Source organism: Parasulfitobacter algicola, from assembly GCF_013315265.1.
GTDB classification, from domain to species: domain Bacteria; phylum Pseudomonadota; class Alphaproteobacteria; order Rhodobacterales; family Rhodobacteraceae; genus Parasulfitobacter; species Parasulfitobacter algicola.
The window spans coordinates 349147-363279 of sequence record NZ_JABUFE010000002.1; the positions used below are offsets into that span (position 1 = coordinate 349147).

General features: G+C 51.4%; 10 protein-coding genes. 5 read left to right on the forward strand and 5 right to left on the reverse strand.

The genetic code is table 11. The annotated features are described in order from the left end of the window. Positions 1-59: 59 nt before the first annotated feature. Positions 60-1214, reverse strand: a complete 1155-nt coding sequence (locus tag HRQ87_RS05545) for a phosphoserine transaminase (protein ID WP_174136085.1) — start codon at positions 1212-1214, stop codon at positions 60-62. A 1150-nt stretch (positions 1215-2364) separates the two neighbouring features. Then, complete coding sequence (locus HRQ87_RS05550; protein ID WP_174136087.1) at positions 2365-3240, reverse strand: hypothetical protein; 876 nt, start codon at positions 3238-3240, stop codon at positions 2365-2367. 157 nt (positions 3241-3397) lie between these two features. Between HRQ87_RS05550 and HRQ87_RS05555 the strand changes: the two genes are divergently transcribed. The 5 genes from HRQ87_RS05555 (at position 3398) to serB (ending at position 8568) form a co-directional block, all read left to right on the forward strand. Next, complete coding sequence (locus tag HRQ87_RS05555) at positions 3398-4453, forward strand: SH3 domain-containing protein (protein WP_174136089.1); 1056 nt, start codon at positions 3398-3400, stop codon at positions 4451-4453. A 347-nt stretch (positions 4454-4800) separates the two neighbouring features. Continuing rightward, entirely contained in the window at positions 4801-5577 is a 777-nt protein-coding gene (locus HRQ87_RS05560; RefSeq protein WP_174136091.1) for a hypothetical protein, read from the forward strand. A 309-nt stretch (positions 5578-5886) separates the two neighbouring features. Continuing rightward, positions 5887-7053 (forward strand): leucine-rich repeat domain-containing protein, encoded by a 1167-nt coding sequence (locus HRQ87_RS05565; RefSeq protein ID WP_174136094.1) that lies wholly within the window; start codon positions 5887-5889, stop codon positions 7051-7053. Then, positions 7050-7262, forward strand: a complete 213-nt coding sequence (locus HRQ87_RS05570) for a hypothetical protein (protein WP_174136096.1) — start codon at positions 7050-7052, stop codon at positions 7260-7262. Before HRQ87_RS05565 ends, HRQ87_RS05570 begins: the two co-directional genes overlap by 4 nt. A 430-nt stretch (positions 7263-7692) precedes the next feature. Continuing rightward, the gene (serB, locus tag HRQ87_RS05575) at positions 7693-8568 is read left to right on the forward strand and encodes a phosphoserine phosphatase SerB (protein WP_174136317.1); all 876 of its coding nucleotides are present in this window, start codon (positions 7693-7695) and stop codon (positions 8566-8568) included. Positions 8569-8592: 24 nt separating this feature from the next. Here the strand turns inward: serB and murJ are convergent, their stop codons facing one another. From murJ to HRQ87_RS05590, 3 genes are read right to left on the reverse strand one after another with little or no spacing between them, the layout of a single operon-like run. After that, on the reverse strand, positions 8593-10131 hold the full coding sequence (gene murJ, locus HRQ87_RS05580) for a murein biosynthesis integral membrane protein MurJ (RefSeq protein ID WP_174136098.1): 1539 nt from the start codon (positions 10129-10131) through the stop codon (positions 8593-8595). After that, positions 10128-12938 carry a [protein-PII] uridylyltransferase gene (locus HRQ87_RS05585; protein WP_174136100.1) on the reverse strand — a complete coding sequence of 937 codons (2811 nt, stop codon included), beginning with the start codon at positions 12936-12938 and terminating at the stop codon, positions 10128-10130. The genes murJ and HRQ87_RS05585 overlap by 4 nt, the downstream gene beginning before the upstream one ends. After that, positions 12898-14073 carry a penicillin-binding protein activator gene (locus tag HRQ87_RS05590; RefSeq protein ID WP_174136102.1) on the reverse strand — a complete coding sequence of 392 codons (1176 nt, stop codon included), beginning with the start codon at positions 14071-14073 and terminating at the stop codon, positions 12898-12900. Before HRQ87_RS05590 ends, HRQ87_RS05585 begins: the two co-directional genes overlap by 41 nt. Positions 14074-14133 lie beyond the last annotated feature (60 nt).

A 14133-nucleotide genomic window follows, 5' to 3' on the forward strand; every position in this document is an offset into this window, starting at 1 on the left:
CGCATCCGGGCCGCTTGGAACCCGTCTTGCAATAAGGGTTCGCAACGGCTGGAATGCGATCAGGCTGCTTGAGAGTGTGCTTCGATTTCGGTGGCAAAGGCCCATTCGAGCCAGGGCAACATCGCCTGGATATCTGCGGTCTCAACCGTGCCGCCGCACCAGATCCGCAGACCGGCGGGTGCATCGCGATAGGCGCCGATATCCAGCGCGATGCCTTCCACCTCAAGCCGTTTGGCCACGGCTTTCGCGAAGGCTGCGCCATCGGTGATCCGGTCATCGGTGAACTTCAGGCAGACCGAGGTGTTGGACCGGGTCGCGGGATCGACCGCCAGATTATCGATCCAGTCATGCTGGTCGCAGAAATCCCAGATGGCTTGCGCATTTGCATTGGCGCGCTTCATCAATCCAGACAAGCCGCCCACCGATTTCGCCCAATCCAGCGCGAACAGGTAATCCTCAACACACAGCATCGAAGGCGTGTTGATCGTGGCGCCCTCAAAAATCCCGTCGATCAGTTTGCCACCCTTGGTCAGGCGGAAAATCTTTGGCAGGGGCCATGCGGGCGTATAGCTTTCCAGCCGCGCGACGGCGCGCGGGGACAGGATCAGGATGCCATGGGCCGCTTCACCGCCCAGCACTTTTTGCCAGCTAAAGGTCGTCACATCCAGCTTGTCCCAGGGCAGATCCATCGCAAAGGCGGCCGAGGTCGCATCACAAAGCGTAAGACCCGCGCGATTTGCAGGGATCGCATCGCCATTCGGCATTCGCACACCCGAGGTCGTGCCGTTCCATGTAAAACACACGTCCTGATCATAATTCAGCGCCGCCATATCGACGATTTCGCCGTATTCGGCCGTGTGAACGTTATGTTCGATTTTCAACTGCTTGACGGCATCGGTGACCCAACCGGCGCCAAAGCTTTCCCAAGCGACCATCTGCACAGGCCGTTCGCCCAGCAGTGTCCACATCGCCATTTCGTAGGCGCCGGTGTCCGAGGCAGGCACGATCCCGATCTTGTAATCCGCAGGCACGCCCAGAACCGCGCGCGTTGTCTCAATCGCGTCTTTCAGCTTGGTCTTGCCCACAGCGGCGCGGTGGCTGCGGCCAAGGGCAGCATCCTGTAAGGCGTCCAGAGTCCATGTGGGGGGTTTGGCACAGGGGCCAGAGGAAAAACGCGGATTTACCGGCCGCGTCGCCGGTTTTTGCATAGCCATGTCTGCTATCCTTCCAGATAAGCGCCCTTCGTTGGGGAAGGGTGTCCCACCGCCGGACATACCTATCCCCAGTAAAAACAGCAATAGGCAAAGGTAGTTGCCATGTAGGTAAATGTAGCTTTTTGCAGAACGATGCAGGAACGCATGTTTCCGATTGGCACAAATCTGACACATCGGAAACACGGTTTGTTCCGAGCGACTATCTGACACATGAGTTTACCCCGTCTTTCAATGCGGCAAACCCTCACCGGAGTCGGTGGGCGTCAATAAAGCAAATCTCATATATCAGGCGCTCTGCATCTGAGAGGCTCTCTGGTATGCAAAAACTGGGCCGCGAGGACATTTGTCAGCTGATCGCATGAACATCGGGGGCCGCATCTGGTTTCGCCTGTCCGTTTTCCAGTTGCAGCAACCCCAAGACAAAGATGGACACCACGGTTTACTTGCGCACCGGCCAGCAAGAGCATGTGATGATCTGGGAACTATCCCACTCCGAGCGATACCGGCTCCTACTAGGACCGCTCAAAAACGCGACTAAGGAACCCACCGGATGGTGAAGCCACAATAGTGTGGTCTGACATACCGGGGACCGCACCCTAGCAAGATTGCGACCAGCGGGGCTGGAGAAACCCAGCGAGACAGCGGCTGGCCCCCGATATAGGGCATCGCGTGGATATAGATCAGGAAGGTAGGTCTGTTGCCGAGCAAGAGATCATCCTTTGTGTATTGGGGGGACAGTAGCGGGGGCCGGGTTTGCAGAACTTAGCCAGGTCAGTATTATTTACCAATATAGCGTCTGATTACGGATAGATTTTGCGAATTAGTGGACTGTTCGGTTGGCTCAGCTTGGCGCATTCCGTGATGAATAAGAACATGCCCTTTGTTCTAAAGTGCAGCTCATTCGTGCTATTCCTGAAAGCCGGAAGCTAAGGGCAGTCGCAAGTTGCGCAAACGACCCCAGATTGACGTCTGTAAGCCCCTAGTGCTGCGCTTCGGAGTTCAATCTCGGATTTGGCCTCGGATCAGCAAGAAGCAGTTTGGCGCACAAATCTGCGGATTTCGTCAATTTGCTGAACGCGCACCATAGCCGCTTCCAAAAGAGGTCTACTTGGGAGCAGACAAATAATTGCCAATGAACCGATCTGCCTGTTTAAAGCAGACCATTAAGGTAGCGCTGTAAGAACGCGATGCGGTCAAGCGTATAGTTAATGCCGCAAGTATAGCGGCTATCGAAACGGTTGCTTTTCCTTTGGCTTAGCGTTTCGGTGATATCGCAATCTACCTGTTTATGCCTTTCCCAGACGGATTGTGAAAATGCCAAAGCTTCGACATCAAGGCCTTCGGTTTCCGCGAAAGCGCGCGCGGCCGTATAGTTTTCTTCAAGTGTGACAAGTGCCAAAGTCAGATGCTCTGACAGGCAATTTAACGGGTATGGACGCTCGCGCTCAATGGCGGCACATTGATCCAGTGAAAGTTCTATACACCCATGCGGCAGGATGCCCGATGCGACGCAGTCTTGGTACAAGTTGTATTGGGGGGTTTTAGCCTGCGTGAGCCTTACCAAGCGCATCAGCGGATTTCGGGGTGCAATCGTGCCTCGATCACATAATACTTCGGTCCGTTTACCATTCGGTTGGGTGATTACAACACCACCATCCACTGGCCGCCCACCCAGTACGTCCAGATGAGGCGCGAGAGGCAGGCGAATAACTTCACTAAAGACCTCATAAGCCGTGTCCCCATTGAAGAACGTCACAGTTTCCGTAAAATTCGGGCCGTCCCACAAACCAAGAGTGTGTCGTACATTCGGGATCTTATCGAAAAGGGTCAGCTCGATATTTTCCAGATCATCTGAATATTTGTAGATGACTTGATCTTCAACAAGATGCACCGCAAGTGCATTGGCACCATCGTTCAATGTGCAAGAGAAAAGCTTGATCGACGGTGCGGTTTGCGCTGTGGCTAAGCTTGGCAAGATTAACAGTATAAATCCGCAAACTACGAGGATCTGTCGGAAAGGCGTCATCGTTGTATCCTCTTGGGTTTGTCGCGATAGACACTATTTGGGCCGTCTGCTATGTGTTTGGAAAACTGCACAAATAGCTGCGTTTTGCAAGTGCTGGCGCAACTGCAGCAGCACCAATCAAAAGTATTTATAAGGGTATACAGATAAGGGTATACAGATGATTTTGCGGTTTCTTGTGTTCGCTTTTGTAATCACAGCGGATTACGCCAATGCAAATGAAAACTGCTCGGCCTACGCTCCAAGCGGTGACTGGCCGGAAGCAATTACCGATGTAAACGGTGCCGACTGGCCAATGGCATTCTTTCCTATCCCGGGGCTTTCGATGGGCGCTTATCCGGTTCAGGCGTGTCGCCAGTTGCGTGGCTTTAAAAGCAACACACAAGAGCTTGAAAGTGCGGATGCACGGTATCCCGCAGTTGTGCACACATACGAAGATCGTGTGGCTCCATTCGTCGGTTTGTTTGCCCCAATGCAGATGAGTTTTCGGGGTCAATCGACTTTTTTTGGTATAGCCGAGATAGGTCTGGCTGATGTGTCGCTTGATTTGGCGTTTTCAGCACCACCAAGTGGCGCTCAGTTGACGCGGGTAAATGCTTATTATCGTTTTGCGAACGGTAATGGACGTCGACCCTCTGAAACAGCGGTGATCGAAGGTTTAGTCAGTCAATTCGGCCCTTTTTCAACGAAAGCAGAGCAAACAAGCACAACCACCGTTAAATATCTGTGGCTGGTCAAAGATGGCGCGCTGATCGCCCCCGGGACAGATTTGGCATGTACGTACACCTATCAACAATGGTGGGCTTGGCTTGATCAAGGGGCGCTTGACACTGAGTGGCAAACAACATCCAACATGCGCGCAGTCGACCAAAGCTGCGATGGTGAGATTGCAGTCACCATGAGCTTGAATGCAGACGTGCCAGAATTTGTAGACCGCTTGAAAATTCGCATTGAAGATCGTGCATTGAACATCAAGACCAGCCTGATTGATCAACAGGCGGCGATCGCACGATCAGATCAAACGATGGCACGGGTCAATTCCCCTGACGGAGAGCTGAATATCCGCAGCGGACCATCATTGACTGATGAGATTTACGGCGTGATTTACAACGACGATCTGGTTTGGATTGGTCAAACTTCAGGCAATTGGTCTTATATTGCTGGCGGAAGAGGTTTGCGCGGTTGGGCCGCTTCATCATTATTAACACGAAACTAGATGCGATGATCCAGAAAATCAGTTTAGTAGGTATTGCAATAGCTTTCGGTTGGATACTTGGTTCAGTATTTCCAATTGAGTTGTGGCCTTACTCTGATTGTCACCGACTTGGGGGATCAGTGCGGGTCATAGAAGGGCCGGGCAAAACAAAGGAATGCGTTATTCCAGTGGACTCTGACTAAAGGAAAAGCCTGCTTTTCATAGCAATACGATAAAAAGACACAACCAATCGAACAGTGCAAACACGTTCTCAGAAATGCAAGCTGACATACTCGCCAGATTTATCCTGAAGCTTTACACATAAGCTCACATTGCTGTTGATATTGCGGATGGTGTAGAGGGTCGCCATGGGGTTTATACTTTTTATTTTCGTGCTCTTATGTGGTCTTGCGTTTTTACCACCCTGGCGTCAGTTCTGGCTTATCATGAATGGGGTTTTCATCTTTTTCATTGGTCTTGGGTTGCTTTTATTTGTTGGTCCTCCGGATGCATCAATTCATGCTGATGAAGCGCAGGAGTTTACCAATGCATTTTTAGTTTTTATCTCTGTATCTTTGGGGGCGATGTGTATTGGTCGTCTGATTGTGCACAAAATAAAATACAACAATTCTAGTGAAAGACCAGTCGTCGGGCAATGGCCTTGGCTGCTTCGCTTTGCAAACGGTGTAACGGCTGCCCTCGTTCTTTTTGGATTGATGGTTGATAATATGGCCGGCAGTTCGAACGCCCTGGTCGCACATATGGCATTGGGTGGATTGTGCCTGCTTACTTTGACGGTGGGCATTCGTTATCAGATCGCATGGGTTAATGGGATCGCCGTGAGTCTGACTGCATTAACGGTCTTCAGTGCGGTATACCCGTTTTTAATCAATCTTTCAGCAATCAGAGAAGCCGACGGTAATCCATATTGTATTTATCAAAGCCAACGCGAAAGCTTTGGGGCACAGTATCGCGATATGACCCTTTTGACATTCGACAAGACGGCTTGGACAGCACATGCGGTGCTAATTGTCGAAACACCAGACGGACCGCGATATGGAAACTGGTCTTACTGGCGAAGTCGCTTTATGATGCCATGGGATGTTTGGGCTAGTAAAAAACCAAGGATTCAGTGTCCTGAGTGACAATGCCATATGAGTTGATTTCCCCTATTCAGTAGAAACTCTCACGTTTCATCATCGATCAGAAAGGCGTTTTGTGCCCGTCAGTCGGCGTCTACTTAACGGCTATATTCTTTGATCACCGCGCGCCGGCGGGGTAGCTTTGTTGTGTCGAGAAAGCAGAAAAGCTCATGAGATGGTGCAATCCTGCCCCCTACCGGAACTGACCGCTGTAAGTGCTTTTTGAAGCATGGCATCCTGTAAGGGGTTTCCATAAGGTCACTGACAATTGAAAGAAGGAAAATTATGCCAATTATCGGTTCGGGTACCTCGATGAAGAATTCTTGGATACTAAAGGTTATCGCCGCGTTTTTGGTGGTTGTCCCTCAGGATGCAACCGGTCAACCTGAATGGGTACACTATTTTGCAAGTGATGAGGAAGTTGCGGCGGCGAACTGCACCTCAAATACTGAAAACAAGTCTGACACACGTCAGCTATCGAATGTAGGTACAGACGTCAGTGGCACCCTTAATGGGCGGTTTGTTCAATATAGCGGAGATGCATCGTCGGAATTTTCGAGCTCTGCGGCGTCAAACACTTTGTTCTTCATCGAGATTAGGCAAGGGTCCGCTTTTTTTCGCTCTGTGGGCGGCAACTCGTATTACAGAGGAAACCTGGTGGCTTGGGACAATTCCTGGCTTCTGTGCGCCACATCTGGCACAGCGACTTTCAGTAACATCGAAGTTTCCAAACCTTACCTGCGAATTTTCCCCGAAAAAGACAGCCTGACGGAAGATGGTTATTATCAGCGGTTCCGTATCCTGGAATACTGGCAAGAAACGAGTCGCGTAGTAAGGTCACAGACCGAACTCATCCGTAGCAACTGGATATTGCAACCTTGTGACGGTGTACAGATTGGTGATGTGCGTTGCATTCCTTTTGACGAAACATATTTGGACATCAGTTACATGGGCTTAGACGATGTTTCATTCCTAAGCGACCTGACACAACTTGAGTATTTGAACATAGGGTTTAATCCGCTCCATGATTTGTCGCCGCTGCGTCATCTCACAAAGTTGAAAGAACTCGATCTCGGCGAAATGCGGACAGATGACGAAGCTTTGGATACCTCTTCGTTTGCCTATTTGCAGGATTTGATCACGCTCGATATTTCTGAGAATGTGATTGATGATCTATCGCCGCTAAGCGGTCTGACAAAGCTTGAAAGTATCGTTGCTTTCAGTTCGGATATTCATGATGTGACGCCTCTGGCCAGTATCGAAAGTCTGCGCACGCTTCAGCTTCAAAACACGCTTGTGACGGACATCTCGCCGCTTGGTATGTTGCCAAACCTAGAAACATTGTATCTGAACAATACCGATGTGACTGACATATCAGCCCTGAGATCGCTTCCAAAGCTTGCGGTTTTAGGCCTGCCCGATGGAAGAGAGGCGCGTGGCCATGCAGCAATCCAAGAGGCGTTGGCGGAGACGCGATGAAAATGAAAACTATGAAACAAGCGAAGCTGCTGATTTGCGTCGTTCTGCAGGTGTTGCTGGTGTCCGCGCTGCCAGCCTCTGCGCAACGCTGGTGCGCGCGGCAACTGACACTGTTTGAGGGTATCGCGGCGATCAACGAAGGACATAAAGGCGCTTCGCAGCTTGCGGTTAAGGGATCAAGTAAGGCTGAGTGCAGAAAACCCCTTTAAGGTTTTCGTCACATTTCCCGCCCCCTCGGTTCATTCAGAACCTTTTGCAGAGTGTCGCGATCCATGATGGTTTCGTAAGCCCTTGCCACCGAACGAACCTGGTTCAGAGCTACTGCGCGTTGAGTAGGTGAACGCAGGTTGTCTATTGCTGCGCTCACCGTCTCGAAATATTTGGCGACAGCCTCTTGTGCCTTTTGGCCGGTTTCCCGCCAATTCTGTCATCTGTTTGAGAAATTCGGCCTGCGTTCGACCGTTACCTTCTCGGAACGGATGTCCCAAGGATGCGTTTATGGGTACGGTGAATCGGAGCAAGGGCCAAATCTTTGCAAACCGCTACTTATCTGGGATGTTTGTGATCGGAAATCTTGTCACTGGCGCTTTTGCGGTCAACATGATTTATGCAGCGCGACTGATCTTATGGACTAACACGATGTATACTGTGACCCTGTTGACCAACCCTGTGGCCGCATCCCTTGATCCGGCGTTGCCTGATGCTTTGCGCAATGCATGGGGCGGGGCCGATGTGCAGTGGCTGGCCCCCGATGAAGCGGCAGAGTTTTCCATGGCATCCCCACCAGACACTCAATGGCAGGTCTGGGGTGATCTGCAAAAACAGGGCGTTGATCTGATTGTGCAACCCACGCACGGGCGGCGCAAAAAGATGCTGCTGGCCGATATGGACAGCACGATGATTCAGCAAGAATGCATTGATGAGCTGGCCGATGTGGCCGGTGTTGGCGACCATGTCAAAGACATCACCGCCCGTGCCATGAACGGAGAGTTGGATTTCGAAGCCGCCCTGACCAAACGCGTGGCGCTGTTGAAAGGGCTGCCCATAGATGTGATTGAACAGGTGTTGGCCGAGCGGATCACATTGATGCCCGGCGGCAAGGCACTGGTGGCAACAATGAAGGCAAACCAGGCCTACGCAGCACTCGTGTCAGGTGGATTTACGGCGTTCACGTCCAAAGTAGCGTTAGATCTGGGCTTTGATGAAAACCGGGCGAATACCCTGATCGAAGACGATGGCGTGCTGACCGGGAATGTCGGCAGACCGATTTTAGGACGCCAGGCGAAAATCACCGCGTTAGAGGAAATCACGGCAAAGCTGGATCTGTCAGAGGCCGACGTTCTGGCCGTGGGCGATGGGGCCAATGATCTGGGCATGCTGAAACGCGCAGGCGCAGGCGTTGCGCTGCATGCTAAACCTTCAGTCGCAGCACAGTGCGATATTCGTATCAACCACGGCGATCTGACCGCCTTGTTGTATCTGCAAGGATATAGCAAGGATGAATTTACTTATTAGGCCTTTTCCAGGTTTGACAAGCGACTAGCGTTTCATGGCCGTTCGAAACTCAGAAAACCGAAATGCACCAATCAGCTGCCCCACACCGAAATAACTGATAATACCGATCGCGATTAGTCCCGCCAGCGCCAGATATCGTATTCCAGCCATCTGTAAAGCTGGTGCCATAAGCCAGGCACTGACCCACAAGATTGCGCCCATCACCAGGCTGGCCGCAATAATCCGTGGTAATCGTTGGCTGAACCGCGTATCAAACTTGGCGGCCGGGCCCATCGTTTTTGCGCCGCGCCACAGCAGAAAAACCATGCTCCACGCTGCAAGGGACGTACCAATCGCAGCGGTGATATAACCTACAATAGGGGCCAGACCGATCGCGACGACCGCATTTATAATCAATGAAACCAGCGCATAATAAAACGGACGCTTTGTATCTTCGCGGGCAAAAAACAATGGCTGCAACACCTTTTGCATGACGAAAGCCGGCAAACCCAAACCGTATACGGCGACGGCCAAAGCCGCCGCGGCCGTATCTTCGGGGCCAAAGGCGCCACGTTCGAACAAAACGCTGATTAAGGGCACCGGGATTGCAATCAATGCCACTGCTGCAGGAATGGTCAGGGCCAAGGATATTTCACCTGCGCGGTTGAATGCACTTTGACCGCCAACGTCATCTCCTGCCCGCAGTTTGCGGGACAAATCGGGCAGTAAAACGACCCCAATGGCAATGCCGACGACCCCAAGTGGCAATTGGTACAGACGATCTGCATAGTTCAGCCATGCAATCGCCCCATCAAAGAAACTAGCGACCTGACGACCGATCAAAAGGTTCACTTGAACTACCCCACCTGCCAAGGCGGCAGGCGCGGCAATGATCGCCAACCGCTTGAGTTCGGGTGTCATACGCGGACGTTTAATCGTCAACCTGAACCCTGCCCGGGATGCAGCCACCCAAACCAAAGCCATTTGCGCAATACCGGCGATTGGAACGGTCCAAACTAATGTGTCACCGATGGGCCAGCCCATTGCGCCCGCCAAAATCATCGCGCCGACAAACAAGATGTTCAGCAAGACCGGGGCGGCCGCTGCCGCCGCGAAACGCCCTGTTGCGTTCAATACACCGGATAAAAGCGCTGCAAGCGAGATAAACAAAATATAGGGAAACGCGATGCGGCCGAAAAAAACAGCCAGATCAAAGCGCTGATCTTCCAGAAACCCTGACGCCATGGCAATCACCAGATAGGGCATGGCGAATTGCGCGATAACCGTAAAGACAATCAGAATTGTAGCCAGCCCGGTAAATGCATCATTAGCAAATTCCTTGGCACCATCGCCGCCTTCCAGTTTTTTGGAAAACATTGGCACAAACGCCATGTTGAACGCCCCTTCGGCAAAAAACCGACGGAACATATTGGGCAGCGAAAAAGCGATCAGAAATGCCTCGGCCACCGGTCCTGATCCCAGATAGGCCGCAATCATGATATCGCGCATAAAGCCCAAAAGACGCGACATCAGCGTCCAGACACCGACCGTCAAAAATCCAGACATCAGGCGAATAGGTTTCACGATCTGGCCCTTTGCGCACCATCTTCAATGGCCGCACGCAATCGTTTTTCAAGGGCTTTTTGCTTAGCCTCAGAATGAAATTTCAGCCCGAACATATCCTTGACGTAAAACGTATCAACGACCTGTTCGCCATACGTTACAATAACGGCACTTGCGATATAGATATTAGCGGCGGCCATCGTGCGCGTCAGATCAAACAACAACCCAGGGCGGTCACGTGTGTCGACCTCGATAATGGTATAAATTTCTGACCCTTCGTTATCGAATGTCACCGAAGTCGGTACGCGGAAAGCCCGTTCGCGCTTTTTCATTTTATCTTTTGATTTCAATGCCTCACCCGCGACGACCTTGCCGCGCAGAGTTTTGTCTATCATTTGCCTGAGGCGCGGCAAACGGCTGGCTTCATAGGGGCTGCCATTTGCATCCTGCACCCAGAATACGGCCGTCGCATACCCATCCTTTGAGGTAAACGTACGCGCGTCGACCACATTAGCGCCGACCAGTGCCAAAGCCCCACAGAAACGGCTGAAAATACCCGGATGATCAGCAACGGCGAAACAGGCGCGCGTAGCATCGCGATCTTCGTCCAAGGTCAGATCAATGCGAATTTCATCATTGGATAAATCTTTTAAAAGATTGGCAAAAATCACGTGCGCGCTGGTTGGTAAGCCCTGCCAATAAGGCCCATAATGACGCGCGGTTTCTGCACGCAGCTGCTTTTTATCCCAACCTGATAAGGCATCGCGTAGCATTGATTTGGCCTCAGTTTCACGTGTCTCGCGATTGATATCTTCCAGCCCCGTTTCCAGCGCATTGGCGGTTTCCGCATAAAGCCCACGCAGCAACATGGCCTTCCAGTTGTTCCATGTTCCCGGCCCCACACCGCGAATGTCACAGACCGTCAGAACAGTCAGCAAATCCAAGCGTTTCAGCGTTTTAACGGCCTTGGCAAAATCACGCACAGTGCGCGGGTCGGATAGATCACGCTTCTGCGCCATATCCGACATCAACAAATGATATCGAACAAGCCATTCCACCGTTTCACATTCGTCGCGGTTCAGCCCCAGACGCGGGCAGACCTTGCGTGCAATTTTGGCTCCAAGGATCGAATGATCTTCGTCCCTGCCCTTGCCAATATCATGCAGCAAAAGCGCGATATAAAGCACTTTGCGATTGACGCCGGCTTTTAAAATGCCCGAGGCCACAGGAAGTTCTTCGACCAATTCTTCGCGTTCAATCTGCGCCAATGTGCTGATGCATTGGATCGTGTGTTCATCAACCGTATAGTGGTGATACATATTGAATTGCATCATCGCGACAATCGGTTCAAATTCCGGAATAAACGCCGCCAAAACACCCAGTTCATTCATCCGGCGCAGTGACCGTTCGGGGTTGCCGTGTTTCAGCATCAAATCGATGAAAATGCGGTTGGCTTCACGGCTGTTACGCATGTCATCATCAATAAGATGCAGATTGGCTGCCAACATGCGCATGGCATCAGGGTGCAGAAAATAGCTAGTGCGCAAAGCTTCTTCGAATATGCGGATCAGATTCAGATTATCGGCCAGAAACTCTGTTTCATCTGCTATAGTAAGGCGGTTTTGTTTAACGTCATATCCCGGTTTCACTGATCTTTTGCGCCGTAAAATGCGTGTCAGCATAGGTTCAGGCTTGGCATGGCTTGCCTCAAGCGCTGTCAGAAAGATCCGGGTCAGTTCGCCAACACGAGTGGCATAGCGAAAATAATCCTGCATAAAATGTTCAACAGCACGGCGGCCTGCACGATCTTTATAGCCCATACGATCCGCGACTTCGACCTGAAGGTCAAAATTCAACTGATCCATTGCCCGGTTTGAGATCAGATGGAGATGACAACGCACCGCCCACAGGAAGTTTTCTGCTTGGAAAAAGGTCTCGTATTCTTCGGGTTTGAACATACCCAATTCGAAAAGTTCGCGTGCGACGTCTACGTTTTTAAGGTATTTCGCAATCCAATACAGCGATTGTAGATCGCGCAAGCCGCCTTTGCCTTCTTTTACGTTCGGTTCGACCACATAACGTTGCCCACCTTGTTTGCGGTGGCGCTCGGCGCGTTCTTGCAGTTTCGCTTCGATAAATTCAGGGCCGGTGGTTTTGAAAAGATCATCCCAAAGCCGCGTTTTCAGATCATTCGCCAATGGCGCATAGCCAGCAATAAAGCGCTGTTCAACCAATGATGTGCGGATCGTGTAATCGTCACGAGCCAGACGGATACACTCTTTCACGGTGCGGCTGGCATGGCCCACTTTCAGCCGCAAATCCCATAGGATATACAACATGCTTTCAATCATGCTTTCGGCCCAGGGGGTCATTTTATAGGGCATCAGAAACAGCAAATCGACGTCTGAAAACGGCGCCATTTCATTACGGCCATATCCACCAACTGCCATGATCGCCAGATATTCACCTTCGGTGGGGTTCGGTAATGGATGAAGGTAAGTTTCAGCCACACGCAGTGTCGTTTTGATAATGCAGTCAGTCAGATAAGCATACGACCGCGTCGTTTCTCGTGCAGCAAAAGGATGCTTCGTAAACGCAGCTGCAATCTTTGCAAACCCATCTTTTTTGACCGTCAAAAGATGCTTTACAGTCGTTTTGCGAATATCCTTTGCAGTATCGTCTGCTGTGATGTCTGCATCCAGCCTGCGCCAGATTTCAGCCATATCGAAAAGGTCAGACGCCGGAACAATCAGCTGATCCGGCGTCGCGTTTGTATCGGGCGTCTGGTCAGAAACCAGCGCCGCTGAAGCTTTTTGGGGCAGGGTCAACGATCACGACCTGATTGTTATTGATTTGTGCAACGGCAAGTCCACGTTCATTAGTCCCATCCGCACGGAAACGAAAGATGCCTTGTGTCCCGATAAAGCCAGATCCGCGGGTCAGCTGACTTTTGGTGATTGCATCACTGCGACCTGTATTCACCAATGCCCCAATCGCTGCAATCCCGTCATAGGCAAGACCGGCTAATGGATGTGGCGTCGATCCGTATGCCGTACGATAACGGGCCTGGAATCGCTGTTCCAGACCACGGTCAGGCAATGTGAAATACCCACCCTGCAAACCAGGCAATGACGCCGTTTGCGGCAATGCTGTCCAGCGGGTCAAACCAAGGTACTTCACCTCATCAGGGCGCAACCCTGCCTCGGGTAAGGCCGTCGCGACAAATGGCAGATCCGATTCTGGGCCTGCGGTCAGAAAGACAGTATCGGTGCTGCCAGCTAGTGCACTTTGCGCAATACGGCGCGAATTTCCAAAGATACCCTGCTGTGACAATGGATAACTTTCGACGCCTGAAATCTCCACTCCGTGACGGCGGGCGGCGTTAACAATCGCATCCCGTCCTGTTTCACCCGCCAAACCTTGCGCGTGAACCACCATCATCCGCTTTGTGCCTTGGCCTTTGGAATAGCGCACCAGACGATTGGCAGTGTTTTCAAACGTCGGCCCAAGAACAAAGACATTACCCCCTGCAATTGAAGCATTGTTGGAAAACGCCAGAATATTCACATTCCGATTGGCAACAGACACACCTGCGGCATTGGCAGCGCCGGCATAAAGCGGGCCGATAATGATCTTGGCACCATCATTCACAGCCTTCAGTGCGACGCTTGATGCTTGTGCTGGATTGCCAGCAGTGTTGTAAACACGCAGATCTATTTCGACACCGTTCAGATCAGCAATCGCCAAACGTGCCACATTTTCAAGATTTTTCGCAAGAAGGTTATCGTTTGGATTGGAGGAACCGCCTGGTACAAGAAGTGCCACAGGCACCGCTTTATTAGGATTTATGTTCGGACCATCGCCACCAACACTGATAGGATCACAAGCAGCAATCCAAAAGAGTGAGATAAATGCGAAAATACGACCAAAAAAACGCCCCGATGGCAGGAAATGAGCAAGCATAATGACGGTTAAACCCCCTAATGTCATCGTTGATATGGGTATACCATACCACTTTCATAC